The organism is Chryseobacterium sp. CBo1 (assembly GCF_001693475.1).
Lineage (GTDB): Bacteria > Bacteroidota > Bacteroidia > Flavobacteriales > Weeksellaceae > Chryseobacterium > Chryseobacterium formosense.
This window is the reverse complement of sequence record NZ_MAUH01000038.1, coordinates 1-19967: the sequence shown is the minus strand read 5'-3', so window position 1 is coordinate 19967 and position 19967 is coordinate 1. Positions and strand designations below refer to the sequence as shown.

Genomic DNA, 19967 nt, shown 5'->3' with positions numbered 1-19967 from the left:
GATGTCTTTTACGAATTTTTCGGAACTTTTCTTTTTAGGTGTTTCCATAATTAAATGTAATTCTTTTTTTGAAAACACTCCTTAACTTTTATACTATATAATGTCTACTTTTTGCTGACGATTTACATCTATCAACAACTTGGTTAACATAGCTAAAGTACTTTAATTTATTTTAAGAATATTTAAATTTCATAAAAATTATTTTTCCAAATCCTCTTTCCCTTTACTCTGTAGGAATAATATCTGTATAGTAAATAAACGAAGTACAATCAGAACTTCGTAGGGTTCAATTTTTTGGCCACAATATATTTAAGTGTATTAGAAAAAACCATACATCTGAAAATTTACTTTTCCATTAGAAATCAACAAATTATGTGGGATTTAGAATATTTAAATATACCAAGGGAATTTTAGTAATTTGTAGTAGATATCATTTACCAAAAAAATATTTTTTTGGTGTTTCGAACCTAAATTTACTATAACAATAAAAAATGCTAATCTGGATTATTCTGAAATAAAAAACAAAAAAATGGCTCAATTTGGATTAAATTGGAGCCATGTGGATGGTTGTGAACTTAACAGGACTCTATCGAAACCATTTATTAGCAGATATAGATAATGTGTTGGAAGTATTAACTGGTATTTAAGTTATAAAAATGAAATCAGAAAATTGTCTATGTATGTATGAAAGTTTTCTGATAAATAGGAATATATCATAATGTTTTTTTTCTATATTGTTATCAAATTTGATTAAATGTAAGAAGGAAATATTACTATTTGTAAAAAAATATCAGAATGAAATCACTTTTCTTTTATAACACTCGGAGGATAACCGAATTCCTTTTTAAAGACAGCGTAAAAATGGGATAAATTTTCAAAGCCTAAATCAAGATAGATATCAGAAGGTTTTTGCTTTTTCTCTTCAATAAGAAAATGCGCTTCCTGCAATCTTCTTTTTATCAGCCAACGATTAGGTGTTTCATTAAAATGGATTTTAAAATCCCGTTTAAATGCTGATAAACTACGACCTGTAAGAAAAGCGAAGCGCTCCAGACTAACATTAAACTTATAGTTTTGCTGCATAAATTTTTCCAAATCCAATCGTCCCGGAATCCCAAAATCGAAAAGAACATCTGAAAGCTCAGGGTATAATTGCAATAAAATGAGCAATAATTCTTCTCTCTTCAGGTCTGAGAATTTATCATTGATATTTCCTGAATTGTTGTAATAGGGTTCTAGTGATAATAAGAAACTATTGATTAAGTCGTCCTTCTTCAGTTTTATAAAAGCATCCTTCGAAGTGAAATTTTTAAATAGAATAGAATGTTTTTTCTGAAATGACTTTAAAAAATCTTCATCCAAAAAGATGATTACTTTTTCAAATTCATTATTGTTTTTTACTTTATTGTATCGAGCCAAACGATTTTTGCGGACTATGCAACTTTCGCCTGCTTTCAGGACATAATGTTTATTGCCGTCATAGCCATTCATTGTTCCTTTTGCGAGGAATAGGAAAAAATGCTCAGCGATGAATTGTTCTGCAGAAAGCGCCGGACCAATGAAACAGGATTTTATTTCAGTTATCTTCATTTCGATAATTTAAAAATATCATCGGCTTCTAGAATTTGCTTATCATAACCATTCGAAACAGCATTTATCATTGCTTTGCCTACTTCTGAAAGCTTCAATGTTTTCACAGGAAAGAAAGGTGATAATAGTGGACCAATAATTTTATAGACTAACTTCACATTTTTCTGACCTTTACTTGCAGTCATAATTGCAGGGCGGAAATTATATTGTCCTTTGAAAGGCAGTTTCATCAAAGCATTTTCGGTTCTGCCTTTTACTCTTGCCCACATTACTTTTCCTTTTTCTGTGCTATCTGTGCGATTTCCCGATACATAAATAAAAGTCATTTCCGGATTAATTTCAGACAGCGTTGTTGCAAATGGAACCACAAAATTATAGGTCTTTTTGGTAAAACTTTCTTCATTTTCTCCAACCGAACTTACACCAGCACAAAAAAAGCATCCTTCATATTGTTTCAATAATTCTAGATGATTTTTAATTTCCGAAAAATCTTTTACAATGAGCTCTTTCAGTTTGGGGTGGGTTAAGCTGTAATTTCTTCTTCCAATAATCAGCACTTCTTCCACCATATTGTTTTCTAAACATTCAAACAAAACACCTTCACCCACCATTCCTGTTGCTCCTGTTAATATTACTTTCATACGTTTACAATTTTCAAGTCAATTAAACTATTGGCAGTTGCTAAAATAGCTTCCTCATTACTTCTTGGTTGCCAACCTAAAAGATTTTTTGCTTTTTCGTTACTGGCGTGTTTTACAGAACCCAATAGCGGTGTTACCATTTTTAATTTTGAATTAAAGATAGCAAAAAACCGTATCAACCAATTAGGTACTTCTTTAGTTGGAACTTTTGCTGCTTTTACACCTAAGTTATTTTTGAGAATATTGGCAGTATCAAGAAAGGAAAGAGATTGTCCAGCAACTGCAATGAAACGTTCTCCGTTTGCCTGTGGCATCGTCATCGCTTTGAAATGTAAATCGGCAACATCACGCACATCTACATATCCAAAAATGAGTTTGGGGCAAGAACGCATTTCTCCATTCAGCATTTGCTTAATAGTTTGTATGGAATGTGAAAAATCATCGGACAAAACAGGACCTAAAACACCCGTTGGATTTACCACAGAAAGCTCCATTCCTTTACCTTCATTTGCGATAAAATCCCAAGCAGCTTTCTCTGAAATAGTCTTTGATTTTTGGTAGGGTGCTACTGTATCATTAAGTTCTGTCCAGTCTTTTTCGGTGTAAAGATTTTTGTTGGTTCCCATTCCAACAGCACCAAATGCGGAAGTAAGCACCACACGTTTGACACCAGCTTTCTTTGCTGCATTTAATACGTATAAAACGCCGTCAACTGCAGGTTTTATAAAATCGTCTTCTGTCTTGGCATCTGTGTTTGGTGTTGGTGATGCTGTATGAATTACATATTGACAACCTTTTGCAGCATCTTCCCAACTTTTTTCGTTGCTCAATTCGGCTTCTACAAAAGATAGATTTTCGAAATCTTTAACACCTCCTTTTTTAAGCATTTCCTTTACTAATTCAGCTTTTTTCATTGAGCGAAGTGTAGCTTTTACCTTATATCCATTATTGAGCAAAGTTATCATACAGTAATTTGCAATAAAACCCGAACCACCTGTTACTAAAACTGTTTCTTTATTTTCCATTTGTTTTAATTTCTGATACAAATTTCAGTTCTTTAAAGCATTGTTTATTTGCTATAAAGTCCAACTTTTTTTGTTGAAAAGTTCAAATGCTCACAATTAAATAGGATGGAATGCGGAAGAAAATATGATTGCTACTTTTTTTAATTTAAATACACACTTTTATATATTTCTCATTGAACTTTCCACGATGTTTTTTGAACTTTTAATGAAATAAAGACTTCAAATCCTGACCTAATTTTGTCTTATCAAAACGTAATTAAATACCTAAAATTTAAAATGAAAAAGACATTAATTATCATCACACATCCTGATATTGAGAACTCAGTGATTAATAAATTGTGGTTACAGGAATTAGAAAAACATCCTGAGAAATTTCATATTCACCAACTACACAAAGTGTATCCAGATCAGAAATTTGATATTGCAGCCGAACAAAAACTGGTTGAAGAGCACGATCATATTATTTTCCAGTTTCCCTATTACTGGTATTATGGTCCTGCCTTGTTAAAAAAATGGTTTGATGAAGTTCTAACTCACGGTTGGGCATACGGAAGCTCAAGCGGTTTTAAGTTTGGAGGAAAGAAAGTGGCTTTGGCGATTTCATTAGGATTGAAAGAAGAACATTTGCAGCGCGGAACACCCTTAAAATTTAATCTTGAAGATCTTACCCGTCCTTATGAAGCTATGTTTGATTGGATAAAAGCCGATTATCAACCACTTTTCGCTTACTATGGAATGACCTTTGAGCCATCGCTGGAATGGGTGGAAAGAAGTGTGCCGTTATATTTGGAGTTTCTAGAACGTTTTAATGCTGAGAAAGAAGATGCAAATGTTGCACAATTTAGCAATGAATTAAAGTAAGCACTAATTCAAATTATAAAAAAGAGATGTATAATAATGCATCTCTTTTTGGGTTAAATTAAATTTTGTCCATTACGAAGTGAAAATTGTCCATTTTTTATCAGGTCTAAATACATCAACTTTACAGGCCACAGTACGAAAAATTATTTACAATGAACAATCTCAATTGCGGTAAAATTATCAAAGAAAATCCGAAGGTTTTATCGTGGAATGATGATATTCAGGTGATGCATTATCAGACGTATCAGGAAATTATCAAAGCCAATATGTGCGTTCATATGAATATGATCAGCATTGTTCTGCAAGGCACAAAAGAGATTTTAGGATGCGGAATGAAGAGGATTGTTCCGGCCGGTTCAGGTTTTTTTATGAAGAAAGGTTCTTATCTGGTTTCCGAAAAAATTGAAGATAAAGAAAAAGGCTATGAATCAATCATCATTTTCTTTTCTGATAATTGGCTTCAGTCTCAAATCGATACCATTTTCGACTGTAAAAATAATACTCAAACGCAAGTTGAGGACTGTCTTAGCGGAGATATTGCTTTGCTGGAAGAAGATGAACTGATGAATTCGTTGATTGCTCAGTTTAAATCATATTTCAATTTAAATCAGGATAAAGAGCGTTTACAGGTCTTACTTCCATTTAAAATCAGAGAATTATTTCAAGTTTTGATTTCTGCTCCAAATGGCTATCATTTTGAAAAGCGATTACGAAGTCTTAATCATCATCAGAATCAGGACTTGGTTACATTGATGCAGAACAATTACAAAGAAAATCTTTCTCTCGAGCAGTATGCTTTTCTTGCGAACTGCAGTTTATCAACGTTTAAGCGAAAGTTTGTGCAGACCTTCAAAACAAATCCCGGAAAATGGATTATGCAACGTCGATTGGAAGAGTCTTACGAATTATTAAAAAATTCAGAAAAGAACGTTACGGAAATCGCGTATGAGGTTGGTTTTGAAACTCCTGCCCATTTTATAGCATCATTTAAACAGAAATATAGAAACACACCGAAACAGTTGCAACAACAATTATGAAAAAGCCAATCTTTTTTAATTTGATGGAGAAGCTCGAAAACAATCTGCAGAAAAAACTTCCGGGAGAAAAAGCACACCAGATAATGGAAGCTATTTCTGCAAAATATTTAACATTAAAACCAACAGAAAAAACCCGGAAAAGTGCAGTGTTAATGCTTTTATATCCAGTTGATAACGAAATGTATTTTCCTTTGATTTTAAGGAATTCTTACGATGGTTTTCATTCCAATGAGGTTAGTTTTCCGGGAGGAAGATTGGAAGAAACAGATGAAAATCTTATCCAAACGGCTCTTCGGGAAGCCGAAGAGGAAATTGGAATTGAACCCGATGAAATTAAAATTCTAGGAACCTTAACCGAAATTTATATCGGACCAAGCGATTTCAATGTTTTGCCTGTAGTTGGTTATCTTCCACATCGACCAAATTTCAAACCCGATTCTCGTGAAGTTCAGCAAATTTTCGAATTAAAACTGGATTATTTTTTAGATCCAAATATTATCGATTGTAGTGAAATTGTTATTCCTGGTGATTTGGTAACAACACCTTATTATAAAGTTGAAGATCATAAAGTTTGGGGAGCAACGGCCAAAATCATTGTTGAGTTGCAGCTGGTTTTGAATGGTGAAAAATAATATTATTTATTTAGAATATTTTTGCGAATACGACTCAATGTTTCCGGTGAGATACCCAAATAAGAAGCAATCATATTTTGAGGAAAACGATTTAAAAATTCAGGATAAGATTTTATCAAATTGTCATAACGTTCTTCTGCACTCAGACTGATAGCAGAATGAACTCGTTTTTGAGTGGCAGCAATTCCTTTTTTGTCAATTTCTTTTACCATTATATCAATTGCAGGTATCGCAATTCTAAGTTCCTGCAATTTATTTTGCTCAATCATCAGAACTTCAGAATCTTCAAGAACTTCGATGTTGTAAAGAGAAGTTGTATGGAAATTATAACTTTCATAATCTCCCAGCCACCAATTTTCAATCGCAAACCGAATGGTGTGTTCCTGACCTTTTTCGTTTACAGAATACATTCGTCCCGAACCTTTTACAATGAAAGACATATACCTGCAAATATCTCCTTCTTCTAAAAGATATTGCTTTTTGCGTAAATGTTTTGATTTAAAAGTGTTTTGTATAAGAATTTTCTCCTCGTCACTTAATATCAGTGCAGACTTAGATCCAATGTAAATAAAGAGAGGTTCAAATGGTATGGAAGCCAATGGAAAAAGTATTTAACATTAATAATTACGTGAAAATACAGAATATTTATCAAACCTCTTGATAAATGTCAAGAATAAGTTACTGCATTTGTCAATGTGTATGTTTTTGCACTGTTGCAACTTTGTCCCATCAAAAAGTTTAATCAAAATCTTAAAAAAAATGGAGAAAAATAATGAAACCAGAGTTGTAAGAATGAGGAGACAAGGTTCACCGGCAGTTCTTGAATATGGTTTAGAGACAGTTGGAACACCCAATGCCAATCAAGTGGTACTTAATCAAAAGGCAATTGCTTTGAATTTTGTAGATGTAATGTTCAGAAACGGAACTTTTCCAATCAATAATTTTCCGGTAACTATCGGAGTTGAAGCAGCAGGAGTTGTAGAATCCGTTGGTGAAAATGTAAAAGATTTTGCTGTAGGTGATAGGGTAGGATACTTTTTCGCTCTTGGAGCTTATGCAGAACGCAGATTGATAAATGCTTCCGAACTTATAAAAATTCCGAATGATGTTTCTTTTAATCAGGCTGCAGCAATTATGGCGAAAGGTCTTACCGCAAGAATGCTCATCAAGCAGGCTTATCCTGTGAAAAAGGGAGATACAATATTAGTTCACGCAGCAGCGGGAGGAGTTGGTTCTTTAATAAGCAGATGGGCGAAAGCTTTAGGAGCAATAGTGATTGGAACAGTAGGAAGCAGCGGTAAAAAATCTTATGCTCTCGGCCACGGAATTGACCTTGTTATTTCTTTGGATACCGAAGATTTAACCGAATCTGCAGACAATTTCACAAAAGGAAAAGGAGTAGATGCTGTTTTTGATGGTGTCGGAAATGCAACTTTCAATGATTCTCTTAATGTCATTAAAAATGGAGGAACATATTTGTTGTTCGGAAACTCTTCCGGACTTCCTGATATTGATAATAAAGTTTTAAATGACAGGGAAATTAATTTCATCCGTCCGAATTTAGGCAGTTATTTTCCTGATAAAGCAAGTGTTCAATTCGCTGCAACAGAAATGTTTGATGCACTTCGAAACGGAATATTAGGAGAGATTAATCCTACCGTTTATTCTTTATCAGATGTGGCAAAAGCCCATCAAGACCTTGAGTCAAGTACTACAAAAGGTTCAATTATATTTCATATTTAATCATAAAAAATCATAGCAATTATGTCAAAATTAAAAAATAAAACAGCATTTGTAACAGGTGGAAGCCGTGGAATTGGAGCAGGAATCGTAAGACAGCTAGCTTTGGAAGGAGCAAATGTTATTTTCACGTATGTAAATTCAAAACAGAAAGCAGAAGATTTGGTTGCAGAGATAGAAGCTTTGGGAGTGAGAAGCATGACAATAAAAGCAGATACCGGAAACTCAGAAGAAATAAATAAGGCTATTCTACAAGCTTCAGAATGGGGAATTGATATTTTAGTGAATAGTGCAGGATTATTTGTAACCGGAGAGATTGATAATACAGACAACGATTTATCTGCGTTACAGCAACAATGGGATGTCAATGTTCACGGTGTGGTAAATACAGTGCGATATGTATTGCCTTTTATGAAAAACGGAGGTCGTATTATTTCAATAGGTTCTACCGGAGCCACACGTTCTCCATATCCCGGAATTGGCGATTATGCCGCAACCAAAGCAGCTTTGGCAGCCTATACAAGAAGTTGGGCAAGGGATTTGGGAAGCAAAAATATTACTGTAAATATTATTCAGCCAGGACTTATCGACACAGATATGAATCCTTCTGACGGGCCTTTCAGCTCACATATGTTACAAGCCGTTGCGTTGGGACATTATGGTGAACCGAAAGATATTGGAATGGCTGTCTCATTTTTAGCAAGTGATGAGGCGCGTTATATCACAGGTGTGACTTTAAATGTTGATGGCGGACAGACAACATAATCTAAGATTAATTTCATTATCGAAATTGATATTAAAAACGAAAGCCTTTCAAATTTGAGAGGCTTTTGTTTTTTCATTAAAATTATTTTTGTTTCGAAAGATATTCTGCAAACTGTTCATTCAAAATCTCACATTCCTTCTGCAAAATTCCCGATTCAATTTCAGGTTTATTTCCCCATTTAGGAATATTTTCAGTTTCTAAAATTTTAAATTCTGAAGATTGCCCGCCAACAAACGGAACGGAAACTCCGAAAACCAATTTCGCAATTTTATGGTGTCTGATCAGATAAGAACACATAATACAAGGTTCATGCGTAGAAAACATCACGGATTTATCTAAAACATCACGGTAACCATTTTCCAAAGCATCTTTTACAGCTAAAATTTCTGCGTGCTGCGTAATATCTCCACTTGATTTTCCTGATTCTACGCCTCTTCCAATAATTTTATCCTCAAAAACGAGAATAGAACCGACTGGTGGATTTCCCTTTGCTAATGCCTGTTTTGCAAGTTCAATGCATTCAAGCATATATTTATTCTTGTCCATTTTTTCAATTTAATTAGATTCTGCACCTCTGTTGAAACCAATCGTATTCCGGTAGATTTGAGGAGAAATATCCGTTTTATTCTTAAAAAGGCGACTAAAATAATATTCATCTTCATAGCCCAATTCGTAGGCAATTTCTTTAATTGTCTTATCAGTAAGATACAATTCTCTTTTGGCTTCAATAATGATTCGTTCCGTAATCAAATCAGAAAGCGTTTTATTAAAATGATTTTTGGTAATCCTTGCAAGCGAAGCTGGAGTCTGATTCAATAAATCTGCATAATCACTCGCTGAATGTTTTGTCCGAAAATGATCTTCAATCGCATTTTTAAGATTCTGAATCACAAACTGTTGCTTAATATTTGCCGTTTCAGAATTTTGAATAGTTTGCTGTTCCAATTTTATTCTTGTCGCGGTAACCAATAAAATTTTAAGATAAGAAATCAAAACTTCATCTTTCCTGAAAGCATCGTTTTTAAGTTCATTAGCAATTCCGTTAATCAAATTTAAAATCGAACTTTTACTGAAGTCATTTAATTCAATAAAAGGTTTCTGATAAACATTATTAAAAAGAATTCCATTCGCTGCAATCTCTTTCTGATGCCTGTAAATACAAAAAAAATCGTGATGAAACTGTATAGAAATTCCCGTAATCGGTTTTTCAGATTTCAACATAAAAGGCTGATAAGGATACAATGCAAAAAGCGTATTTTCCTGAAAACTATAGTCGCAAAGATCAACTGTTGCAACGCCTTCTCCCGAAGTAATCAGTATTAAAGTAAAATAATTATTCCGCTGAATATGGTCAAAATAGCTGTTGTTATCAAACTCAAAAAGCTTGAAAGCCAGATTCCCGTTTTGCTCATTCACGAGCGTGTAGACCGATTGTGACAACATTTTATCTGCAATTTAATTATAATTTTTAAAAAATATCTGCAATTTTTTTGATCTCTAACTCTGAGCTCTTTTATAAGTCAACGGCTCTGTGAGCTTTGTGTTCAAATCCTATTGTAGTTAATTTATTTGTTTTTAAACAAAACTGCCCTCCGAAAAATTTCAAAAGGCAGTTTAAAAACAAGATTAGAAAATCAAAATATCATAACCTTCATTTCTCAAATTCAGGTGACTCGGCAAACCAGGCGTTCCCGGAACCTCGTTTTTGTTAAGTAACTCATATCCGGAAACTTCTGTTCCAAATACTGCCACACAACCTTTAGAAAGACCGTGAACGTAATCCTTCACCTCATTGTAAAGCCCGTGAACAGGATGGTCTTCTTTTTCCAATTGTTCCGGCCATCTGATTCCCGTTCCTTGAAAAATGATTTTCACATCTTCACCTGCGTGCTTGAATTCGTAAGCTGAAGCCAAAGCATTAAAAACTCTTCCCAAAGCTTCTTCCGAACCAGATTTTGGGTCAGAAAGAATAATAATTGCTGTTTTTTTCATTGTATAAAAATTTAATTTACACTGCAAAGATGTGGGAATAAGGCTCGCCAAAGAATGGATGATTTTCACTTTGTAATGGAGATTTTTTTTGATGATTTTTTTAGGAGCTTTTTCCCGCTTTCACTACTCGCTTTTTTGCCCATCACTTTACCCCGTGCTTGCAAAAAGAGCTCAAACAGGCCGTTCAATCGGGGCTATTGTTTTCACCAATCAATCAAGAGCAAACCATAAAAAAAATAAACACAAACACATCTTCCCGAAACAAAAAAAGCGAACTTTCCCAAAAAAAAGCTCGCCCAAACCCGAAACCCGCAAATCTCAAAATTTGAATCCCGAATCCCGAATCTTGAATCTCGTATCCTACGATCCCGGCTTCACAAAAGTTTGCCAACCTCTCATCGTTTCAATAAATCTTTCGCTCAATCCGCCTTTGCGAAGAAAGTCAGCCGTCACAGGCAATTGCGGACTATCATACATCGGATTCGCTTTTACTTGAAGCGGAAAATCCCGTTGAAGAATTCCTGCTCGTGCAATCAGAACAAAATCACAGCCTTCATCCAGCAATTCTTCGGCTCTCTGTGCACTCATTATTTTTCCTGCTGCTCCCAAACGAACACCTTTTCGGGGAAGCTCTGTAAAAACGCTCAGCATAGTTTTACCCTGAAAACTTCCATCTCTCACCAGTTGCGCCGAATCCCAAAGTGCCAAATCAAGATAATCAATCAGTTCTTTATCAAAAATTTCAGCAGTAATTTCACGTAATTCTTCCAAACGCAGTCCATATCGTTCGATTGATAAACGCCATCCAATTTGAAAATCATTTCCACAAGCATTTCGTATTCCTTCAATCACTTCAATCGTGAAACGGGCTCGGTTTTCTACACTTCCTCCGTATTTATCAGTTCTATCGTTGAGATTTGGTGAAAGAAATTCAGATAAAATCCAACCAAAAGCACCGTGAACAGAAACGCCGTCAAAACCCGCCAACTGCGCTCTTTTGGCTGCTTCGATAAAACTGTCACGAATTCTTTCTACCTCTTCAGTTGATATGGCTTTGATATCTTTCAATGTTTTGCCTGATGCAGGAGCAGGAATTCCTCCCAATGACGGAACAGCTCTGTGACCTGCGTGATGCAATTGTACAGCCGACAAAGCTCCACCTTCACGAATTGTCGTAGCCATTTTAGTCAATCCAGGTAAATGTTTATCACTGTGAATTCCCAACTGTCGTTCAAAGGCTATTGCACCGGCTTCAACCGTAGATGCACTGGTTTGAATTAATCCATAGCCACTTTGAGCTAATTGTTCCATCCAGAATTGGTCGTATTTAGAAGCTGTACCATCAAAATCACTTTGTTGACTGGTTAATGGAGCCATCATAAAACGGTTTCTCATCGGAGAACCGTGAAGAAATGTGAGAGGTTTAAATAAATCAGAAACAGACATTTTTGTAATTTTTTGTTTTTTACTTATCTATTTTGTCTGTTGCAAAGTTGAAGTTTTAGAGATTCGCTAAAAATGGATGTTTTTGACTTAATAATGGATTTATTTTATAAATGAAAATGGCGCCAACTGAAGACAATTGGCGCCATTTGGCTGTGTGTGATCTTAACGAGCGTATCTTCAAACACTTTTGTCGATGATTTGATTCGTTTGAGCCAAATTAAAAAGGAATTAGCAATTCCTAATTCATCATTTAATTTCTAATATTTTGCAATGTAATTTTTAGATATTCGAAACGGTCTAGACTGACCTCGCTCGGCATTATTTTACATCGATTGCCTATTAACTTCACATCAAGATTTTATAAATAATACAGTATCTGGTTATTCTTCCATAATTTTTTTGACATATTCTACCCATTGTTTGTTGGCAATAGAGTTGTCGAGATAGTAATCTGGCTGAATGCTTTTGTCATCAATTGCCATTTCTGGTATTCTGTAACTTTTGGAGCGGGCATATCTTAATTCAAAATTTCCATCAGGAGAGACAACATCACTCATATTAGAGATATCTAAAGCGCCACTTGTCGTTGTTCCAAAAAGTTTTACTTTTTTACTTTGCTTTGCTGCCAGCAAGAATTGTTCTGTGGTACTCGCATTTCCATTGTTAATCAGGATAGCAATGTTTTTAGGAGATGGTAAAACCTTATCCAATTTTTTGACTTTAACGATTTCATCAGACAAACTGATGAATTTACCAAGGTTATTGTTCAAGGTTTCATAAGCTTCTTTATAGGCTTTCTGATGTTCCTCGTCGAAATTTTCATTTTTTGACAAACCTAACATCACCTCATTATTTAAAGGTGTTGACAGGTGTTGTAAACCCACAGTACGTATCGGGTTGGTATATAGAAAAGGAATCAATTTTTCGTAAGATGTATCAGCACCTCCGCCATTATATCGAACATCGATGATCAAATTCTCCGTTTTTTCTATGTTAACTGAATTGGCTGCGATCACGCTGTCAATTTGTTTTTTATAATCCAGATCAAAAGCTGGAATTCTTATGTATGCTGTTTTTCCAGACAATATTTGAAAATAGGATTTATTGCCTGCGTACAAAAATTTGATGTAATCCTTAATTTCTTGTGTATCCTCATAGGTTTTTGACAACCTTTTCAAATATAAGACGTTCCCAATATTTATGAGGTTATTTCCGATGATATCTACCTTTTGATTTTCCCTTTTAGAAAAATCTTTCATCCACAGATCAGCTTCCTTTTTGTTATTATTTACTAAAAATTTTAGTTGATTTGGAGTCCAGTTCGTCTTGTCTGCATTAATGATAAATCCGCTATATCCATCAGCTGTTTTGATGATCCCTACTTTATATGTGCCGTCACTCCATACTCCTTCCAAAGTAGGTGTAGATATCAGATTGATTCTTTTTTCAAATTTCGAATAATCAATTTTTACTATAGGCTGCTCTTTAATCTTCTTTTTATCAATTACGTTATTTTGGTTATGGTCATTTTTAATAATTGAGAATCCAAAATGTCCACTCCTAAAGAATTTCGACCATTCATAAATCACGCTCTGACATTCTGGAAGTGTTTTTGCCCCTTTTGCCTTTTCCAATATTTTTTGATTAAGGATATTGTAAGTGTCTTGACCTTTTTTATCAATAGTATAATGAAAACCAGCATCATTTTCCTCAAAAGTTTTTTTAGCCCAGAGGAAGTTTGCTTCGCAGTCACACTCCTGACCAAAAGTAAATGTTGACATTAGAATTAATAATAAATTCAATGCGTTAAATTTTATCATTTTTTATAGATATTTAATTATTTTTCGTGAAATGGCATAATATTTCAAATCTACTGATTATAAAATGAATTTTTAGGACTAAAAGTAAATCCATTATAATAGGCAAGAGATTCACTTAATATTTGACTACCTAGTTCCAATTTAACACTTTAGTTATTTTAATTATACAAACAATAAGTAAATTAATAAAGTAGTTGACTTTGATGATTCTGTATACAAATACAATTGTGGAGTGGGTAAAGTATTTTGTAAAAATAGAGGCTAAGTTTTAACTTATACGAATGCATCTCACATATCATAAAACTTTAAAGAATTACACCTTGAATTTTTTTCAGAAAGTCGCTAAGATCAAAAGGTTTGGAAATATAATCATCAGGGATACAAAGCTTTCTTGTTTGATCAATCTTCATATTGGCACTCATAATGATTACCGCAGCTTTATTATTGATATTGTTTTTTATTTCATTACAAAGATCTATCCCAGAGCCATCTGGAAGCATTGCATCAAATAGATAAAGATCGGGAATGATTTCGGGATTTCTTTTTTTGAATTCTTTTACTGTTCCAAAGGGATAAACATTATAACCCTCTGCTGTAAGAAAAATATCTAATATTTCTCTTATATCTTGGTTGTCTTCAACCATGAAGATATTTCTCATAATCTTACTAAGCAATACTGGAACCAATTAATTTTCAATTTATTATTTTAATTACCAAAAGTATATACACAGGTTAGTTGTAATGATCCTATAAGTTTAATAAAACCACTAAAATTTAAAATAAAGTGCTACTTGTAAGTTAATATTAATTTATTAAGACCATTTGTTATTGTAGTCATCTCTTTTAAGCTCTCTCTCTATTTCGTCCACGTACGGTAGTGGCAGAAGATACGTTTTATCAATATAGTTTAAAATGTTTTGACTGGTTTCGCTATTAACCTTTCTAATAAAAAGCTGATTACTACCTTTCAATGATTCGATAAAAGAAGTTTGATACTGATTTTTATTAAAAAATGTTTTTTCAATAGATGCTCTTTTATCATCATTTACAATAATATCTTTAAAAACTGTATTCATAAGAACCGTTTGAAAAAATGATTCGGCCGGCAAGAGTGTATGCAGGTAATAATCTTCAAAGTCCATCACCCGTTTATTATTGGTTAAAAAAGAACAGGTTTCTCTTGTGAAAATAAACCATTTACCTCCAATATAAGGTATTACCCCTTCCATAAAATTTCTTTTATAAATTAATGATGATATCTTATGGCTTAGTTCTGTAAAATGATTCTGTATTCTTTTAAGTGTATCAGGTCTGTAAAATTTTTGGTCATAATAGAACAAATAATTCCTGCCGTTATTCATGGTTAGAAACTGACGAATAATATTCTGCGATTTTAGCGGATGATCTTCGCCACTTAAGTTGATGAAATAATCCCATTCCGGGGTTACATTGAGTAAGTATTCCATGGCATTGAGCTCTGCCTGAATGACACTGAATCCTCCCGCCACAATATTTATGCTCTCAAGAATATAGACATTGGCAAAATGGATGAGGTATTGTTGAATTTGCTCAGTAAATTCTTCCTTGGCTTTTCTGTCTATATGAATCAGATAAAACTGATCACGGGTGTAGATTTTCTCAAACATTGCCTTAAAAACATCAGGTTTATGATGGATCATGATAAAATAAGCAATTCGGATCTGAGAAGACGGTGGACTGTCTGACTTTCTTGCAAGGGGCTGGATTTGTGATGCTAGAGTTTGCATTGGCTGGAATTTTAAAATCATCCGCACTTTGCAAACAATTAGATTGATGTGCGTAAGCTACGAATATATTTTTGATAATCAGTTAATTATATTATATAGTTTTAACATACATTTGCAAAGTATCAATAAAAAAGGTTCCTGCCTCTGCTACTCTGCAATAATTTAAATCAAATTTTTATCATTCAGTTTTGCTTTTTCAGATTCCCGATTGTCAACTGATTTCTTTGAGAAAGGTTTTGTTTTTAACTTTCAATGAGAAAATAAGTTTAGAGTAATGAAAAAGCATATGGAATTAATAGTAATTCTAATATCCACAAATAATTCATTAAAGTTGCACTTACCGGAAAAAAGATCGGAAACTGCAAAAATTTATGATAAGTTTCAAGAATCTACAATTAATTAACCCCATAATCCGTGCAGTTACAGAGTCCGGGTATTCCCAACCGACTGAAGTACAGAATGCTGTAATTCCAAGTATTTTAAAAAGAAAAGATCTTTTGGTTTCTGCACCCAAAGGAAGCGGGAAAAAATTAGCTTTTGCGGTATCTGTGTTGCAATTGTTGGGTAGAAATCCTACTGAACATACTAATATCCGGGTTCTGATCATTGTCCCGACAGACGAGATTGGCGTTGAGATTGAAGAAAAAATCATGCAGTGCAGTAAATACCTTTCTCTTTTAACATTTCGAATTAATGATGGGGAATCAAGTGAAAGTCAGATCGCTGCCTTTAGAAAAAGAATGGATATATTGATTGCAACTCCTGAAGGTATGCTGGAGATTGCCCAAAAAAGACCTATCAATCTTTCCAAATTAGAAATTCTGGTTTTATACGATGCAGATAAAATGATTGAGAAAATATCAATAAACAGAATAAAAAATATTCAGAAACTAATTCCTAATCATATACAAGCCTTGATCTTTTGCATAGAAGCTTCAGATTATCTGAAAAAATCTGTTTCAACTTTTCTTAAAAACCCAATAGAAATTTTATTAGAAGCAAGGTTGGCATCAATAGAAAGTATTTCCCAAAGCGTATATTTTATTGAGACAAGAGATAAGTCCGGATTTTTGATTGATCTGATAAGAAAAAGCGAAAGAAAAGGATTTATGGTTTTTACGCGCAGTAAATACATAGCCGATGAGCTCGTGCAGCAGCTGGAAAATGCAGGAATCAGTACAGGATGGATTCATGGAAATAGATCAATGGCTGTGAAGAATAGTGTTTTGGATGATTTCAAAAGAGAAAAAATTCAGGTTTTAGTGACTACCGGTATTGCAGCTAAGGGAATTGATCTGGATGAGCTACTCTACATCATCAACTTCGATCTTCCTGGGATTCCTCAAACTTATATCCAAAGGATTGAAAGAATCCGAAGGTTAGGAAGTGAAGGGGCTTTAATATCATTCTGTACAGCAGAGGAGCATACGGATTTAAAAAATATCCAGAATCTGATCGGTTTTACAATACCTGTCGGTACATTTTAAGAATAAAGCTGTAAAGTTTACAGATTTCATATACAATTTTAATAATAATTACAATGCAACAAGGCACAGTAAAGTTTTTCAATGAAGCAAAAGGCTTCGGATTTATTTCTCCTGCAGATGGGAGTAAAGACATATTTGTACATTCTTCAGGATTGGTTTCAGGATCAATTCGTGAAAATGATAAAGTGAATTTTGATATTCAAAAAGGTGACAGAGGTTTAAATGCTGTCAATGTGAAATTAGTATAGGATGAAACAACTTCTTGCTTATAAAAGTTAAAGCATTTTCTTCTCATCCCTGAATGTAGATTAGACTGTTTTTAATATATGTTTGAATGAAATATTAATGTTAGTTACATCGATTTTTTCATGTTCATTCAGCCTCTTGCATTTGCGGGAGGTTTTTAAATGATGTATTAGGATTAATACTTTAATCTATTATTTTTTTAAATAGAATGATTATTATCAACAATTTTGACGAATACAAATTGCTGGAAGGAATTATGGTTGGAACTTCCTCATGGCATAGGATTGATCAGGCACAGATCAATCGGTTTGCAGATGCTACTTTGGATCATCAGTGGATTCATACCGATGAGAAGAAAGCAGCAAAAGAGAGTCCTTATCATTCAACCATTGCTCACGGTTATTTAACACTCTCGCTAATTCCTTATCTCTGGAAGCAGATTGCAGAGGTAAGAAACATCAGTATGGAAATCAATTATGGAATAGAAAATTTTAGATTTGGTAAACCTGTTAAAGTTAATGATGAAGTAAGTCTTGAGGCAACTATTAAAACAGTAAATAACCTTAAAGGAACTGTAAAGGTGGTGGTGAGGGCTAAACTAATTATTAAAAACCAAGCAAAGCCCGCTTATACCGGAGATGTGGTTTTTCTATATCATTTTTCATAATAATGAAGATCAGGTAAATGTAAGTATGAGTACAATAAAAGATAAGCAAGTGATCAAAAAAAAATATCTTTCCGGTTGGACAGTTCTTATCCCAGTATTGGCGTGGATCTTCTATTTTGCAAATACGGTATTTTCTTCAGGATTTTATTCACTGATCCTTAGTGTACTGCTTTTGGGAAGTGTTCTGGCGGCAGTTTACCATTCCGAAGTTATTGCCCATCGATTGGGCGAACCCTTCGGAACCCTGCTTCTTGCATTTGCCATTACGGTTATAGAGGTGGGGCTGATAATTTCTATTATGATGGGTGCAGAAGGTCTTGAGACCGTTACGCTCGCACGGGATACTGTTTTTGCAGCAGTGATGATTATCCTTACCGGGATCATCGGTATCTGTATTGTCATAGGATCACTGAGATACAGAGAGCAGACTTTTACTCTGCAGGGTGTAAGCACGGCTTTAATAACGCTGACAGCAGTTGTGGTTTTTGTTCTCATCCTACCGAATTATACGATAAGCCATACAGGGGGTGAATATACTTCTTTTCAGTTGCTTTTTATTGCTTTGGTTTCATTGGCGCTCTATCTTGGGTTTACCATGGTGCAAACCATGAGACATCGCAGCTTCTTTATATCCCCACAGAACAAGTTATTGGCAGATCAAAAGGAACAAAACAGTAATGAGCTGCTCTCCCGAAAAAAGATGCTTGTCAGTTGCTTAATGCTCATTTTATGTCTCGGAATCGTTGTACTGATGGCAAAGCTTCTTTCCAAGGATGTAGAACACATTGTTCTTTCATTCGGAGCACCAAAATCGGTAGTCGGCGTCATTATTGCGGGAATCGTTCTTCTGCCCGAAGGGCTTGCTGCTTTCAGAGCGGCAAAGAATGATCAGATACAGACATCTTTAAACCTTGCATTTGGTTCTGCATTGGCAAGTATAGGATTAAGTATTCCTGCGATTGCTATCATATCCGTCATTTTCGGAATACGCATGACACTGGGCATAGATATTAAGTCAACTGTGCTTTTAGGACTTTCTTTGTTTATCATTACGGTTTCACTTGCAACAGGTAAGACCAATATTATGCAGGGAGTCGTTTTGGTAGGAATTTTTTTGATTTATCTTTTTATATCCATAGTCCCTTAATTCATTCGAATTATAAAAATATTGGTTATTATTCCTGTAGCTTATCAGAAATGATTTAACAATTTTAAAGAAAAATTAAAACCAATTCACAGGTATTGTCGTATCTTATAAAGGATATTGCAGAATGAAAATAAACTTTCGTGTGAATAGTGGCTCATCAACAAAGCATAATTTTTCTTAGCCTTCCGTATTACTCCATAAATAAAACTTTCATTTTAATTTAAACAATTATGGCAATATTCATTTTTATACTCATCCATTGGTATGCATCGCTTTTTTTTCAATCGGTTTTTCATCACCGGTATGCGGCACACAATCTTTTTACAATGTCAAAATTCTGGGAAAGAATGTTTTATATAGGCTGCTTCTTTACGCAGGGATCTTCCTATATAAGCGCCTATACTTACGGTTTAATGCATCGTCTTCATCACGCCCATACCGATAAAGCGGAAGATCCGCATTCACCACATAATGATCCAAATCCTTTTACGATGATGTGGACAACACGAAACAACTACTTTAACCTTTATATAGGAAAGACAGATGCTGCAGAAAAATACAAAAAGAATCTTCCGGATTGGGAGAGATTTGATAAAATCGCACACAATTATATTACCAGATTCTGCTGGATTGCGATATATATCATTGTATATGCTTTATTGGCGACAGCTTGGTGGCAGTGGCTTTTTCTTCCTGCAACGATTATAATGGGCTCCTTACAAGGAATGGCGGTTAACTGGTGGGCTCACAAATTCGGCTATGAAAATTATAAGTTAACCAACACTTCAAAAAATATTCTGCCCTTTGACTTTATTTTCTGGGGCGAAGCATATCATAATAATCATCATAAACATCCACAAAGACCTAATAATGCAACGAGGTGGTTTGAATGGGATATGGGTTTTCAGACAATGGTATTTTTGCAAAAACTTAGGATTATCAAAATAAAATAATGAGAATGCTTTTTTTATAATGTAACCCGTAGTGCATTATCACACAATAGCTATTTTAATATTATTCATTTTTCTTTTATAAACAAAAACATTTATGAATTGGATAAATGTGAGTGTCATTATTTTACTTAGTATTCTTGTTTTGAATCCA

The 19967-nt window shown here is 34.2% G+C and carries 21 protein-coding genes; 10 read left to right on the top strand and 11 right to left on the bottom strand.

The genetic code is table 11. The features are described 5' to 3' along the window. Positions 1 to 801 precede the first annotated feature (801 nt). From BA768_RS16280 to BA768_RS16270, 3 genes are read right to left on the bottom strand one after another with little or no spacing between them, the layout of a single operon-like run. Entirely contained in the window at positions 802 to 1590 is a 789-nt protein-coding gene (locus BA768_RS16280) for a helix-turn-helix domain-containing protein (RefSeq protein ID WP_065721617.1), read from the bottom strand. Next, complete coding sequence (locus tag BA768_RS16275; protein WP_065721616.1) at positions 1587 to 2231, bottom strand: NAD-dependent epimerase/dehydratase family protein; 645 nt, start codon at positions 2229 to 2231, stop codon at positions 1587 to 1589. Before BA768_RS16275 ends, BA768_RS16280 begins: the two co-directional genes overlap by 4 nt. Further along, on the bottom strand, positions 2228 to 3256 hold the full coding sequence (locus tag BA768_RS16270; RefSeq protein ID WP_065721615.1) for an SDR family oxidoreductase: 1029 nt from the start codon (positions 3254 to 3256) through the stop codon (positions 2228 to 2230). Before BA768_RS16270 ends, BA768_RS16275 begins: the two co-directional genes overlap by 4 nt. Positions 3257 to 3532: 276 nt before the next feature. Here BA768_RS16270 and BA768_RS16265 point away from each other — a divergent pair, with 276 nt between their 5' ends. The 3 genes from BA768_RS16265 (at position 3533) to BA768_RS16255 (ending at position 5786) form a co-directional block, all read left to right on the top strand. After that, positions 3533 to 4117, top strand: coding sequence for an NAD(P)H-dependent oxidoreductase (locus tag BA768_RS16265; protein WP_065721614.1), 585 nt, complete (start codon positions 3533 to 3535; stop codon positions 4115 to 4117). 152 nt (positions 4118 to 4269) lie between these two features. Continuing rightward, positions 4270 to 5154: a helix-turn-helix domain-containing protein gene (locus BA768_RS16260; protein ID WP_065721613.1), complete on the top strand. Its 885-nt coding sequence runs from the start codon at positions 4270 to 4272 to the stop codon at positions 5152 to 5154. Then, complete coding sequence (locus tag BA768_RS16255) at positions 5151 to 5786, top strand: NUDIX hydrolase (RefSeq protein WP_065721612.1); 636 nt, start codon at positions 5151 to 5153, stop codon at positions 5784 to 5786. The genes BA768_RS16260 and BA768_RS16255 overlap by 4 nt, the downstream gene beginning before the upstream one ends. A gap of 2 nt (positions 5787 to 5788) precedes the next feature. On the opposite strand, the gene BA768_RS16250 is transcribed toward BA768_RS16255, so the two are convergent. Beyond that, positions 5789 to 6385: a Crp/Fnr family transcriptional regulator gene (locus BA768_RS16250; RefSeq protein WP_228388452.1), complete on the bottom strand. Its 597-nt coding sequence runs from the start codon at positions 6383 to 6385 to the stop codon at positions 5789 to 5791. Between the two features lie 160 nt (positions 6386 to 6545). On the opposite strand from BA768_RS16250, the gene BA768_RS16245 reads away from it, so the two are divergent. Both BA768_RS16245 and BA768_RS16240 read left to right on the top strand, forming a co-directional pair. Further along, positions 6546 to 7529, top strand: coding sequence for a quinone oxidoreductase family protein (locus BA768_RS16245; RefSeq protein ID WP_065721611.1), 984 nt, complete (start codon positions 6546 to 6548; stop codon positions 7527 to 7529). A gap of 21 nt (positions 7530 to 7550) precedes the next feature. Beyond that, entirely contained in the window at positions 7551 to 8291 is a 741-nt protein-coding gene (locus tag BA768_RS16240; RefSeq protein ID WP_065721610.1) for an SDR family NAD(P)-dependent oxidoreductase, read from the top strand. A gap of 82 nt (positions 8292 to 8373) precedes the next feature. Here the strand turns inward: BA768_RS16240 and BA768_RS16235 are convergent, their stop codons facing one another. The 7 genes from BA768_RS16235 to BA768_RS16205 form a co-directional block, all read right to left on the bottom strand. Next, positions 8374 to 8838, bottom strand: a complete 465-nt coding sequence (locus BA768_RS16235; protein WP_065721609.1) for a nucleoside deaminase — start codon at positions 8836 to 8838, stop codon at positions 8374 to 8376. A gap of 9 nt (positions 8839 to 8847) precedes the next feature. Beyond that, positions 8848 to 9735: a helix-turn-helix domain-containing protein gene (locus tag BA768_RS16230; RefSeq protein ID WP_065721608.1), complete on the bottom strand. Its 888-nt coding sequence runs from the start codon at positions 9733 to 9735 to the stop codon at positions 8848 to 8850. A gap of 183 nt (positions 9736 to 9918) precedes the next feature. After that, a complete protein-coding gene (locus BA768_RS16225; protein ID WP_065721607.1) occupies positions 9919 to 10284 on the bottom strand; it encodes a DsrE family protein in 366 nt (121 codons plus the stop codon). Positions 10285 to 10644: 360 nt separating this feature from the next. Continuing rightward, positions 10645 to 11730, bottom strand: coding sequence for an NADH:flavin oxidoreductase (locus tag BA768_RS16220; protein WP_083206717.1), 1086 nt, complete (start codon positions 11728 to 11730; stop codon positions 10645 to 10647). Between the two features lie 380 nt (positions 11731 to 12110). Continuing rightward, positions 12111 to 13550 carry a S41 family peptidase gene (locus BA768_RS16215; RefSeq protein WP_065721606.1) on the bottom strand — a complete coding sequence of 480 codons (1440 nt, stop codon included), beginning with the start codon at positions 13548 to 13550 and terminating at the stop codon, positions 12111 to 12113. Positions 13551 to 13855: 305 nt separating this feature from the next. Continuing rightward, on the bottom strand, positions 13856 to 14194 hold the full coding sequence (locus BA768_RS16210) for a response regulator transcription factor (protein WP_165601799.1): 339 nt from the start codon (positions 14192 to 14194) through the stop codon (positions 13856 to 13858). A gap of 168 nt (positions 14195 to 14362) precedes the next feature. Next, a complete protein-coding gene (locus BA768_RS16205; RefSeq protein WP_065721620.1) occupies positions 14363 to 15316 on the bottom strand; it encodes a beta-1,6-N-acetylglucosaminyltransferase in 954 nt (317 codons plus the stop codon). A gap of 371 nt (positions 15317 to 15687) precedes the next feature. On the opposite strand from BA768_RS16205, the gene BA768_RS16200 reads away from it, so the two are divergent. The 5 genes from BA768_RS16200 to BA768_RS16180 all read left to right on the top strand — a co-directional run bounded on the left by BA768_RS16200 (position 15688) and on the right by BA768_RS16180 (position 19816). Beyond that, positions 15688 to 16803 carry a DEAD/DEAH box helicase gene (locus BA768_RS16200; protein ID WP_083206715.1) on the top strand — a complete coding sequence of 372 codons (1116 nt, stop codon included), beginning with the start codon at positions 15688 to 15690 and terminating at the stop codon, positions 16801 to 16803. Positions 16804 to 16856: 53 nt separating this feature from the next. After that, positions 16857 to 17051, top strand: coding sequence for a cold-shock protein (locus BA768_RS16195; RefSeq protein WP_065721605.1), 195 nt, complete (start codon positions 16857 to 16859; stop codon positions 17049 to 17051). A 206-nt stretch (positions 17052 to 17257) separates the two neighbouring features. Beyond that, entirely contained in the window at positions 17258 to 17716 is a 459-nt protein-coding gene (locus BA768_RS16190; protein WP_065721604.1) for a MaoC family dehydratase, read from the top strand. Between the two features lie 25 nt (positions 17717 to 17741). Continuing rightward, the gene (locus BA768_RS16185) at positions 17742 to 18863 is read left to right on the top strand and encodes a calcium:proton antiporter (RefSeq protein WP_065721618.1); all 1122 of its coding nucleotides are present in this window, start codon (positions 17742 to 17744) and stop codon (positions 18861 to 18863) included. A 230-nt stretch (positions 18864 to 19093) separates the two neighbouring features. Next, positions 19094 to 19816 carry a fatty acid desaturase gene (locus BA768_RS16180; RefSeq protein ID WP_065721603.1) on the top strand — a complete coding sequence of 241 codons (723 nt, stop codon included), beginning with the start codon at positions 19094 to 19096 and terminating at the stop codon, positions 19814 to 19816. Positions 19817 to 19967: the final 151 nt, after the last annotated feature.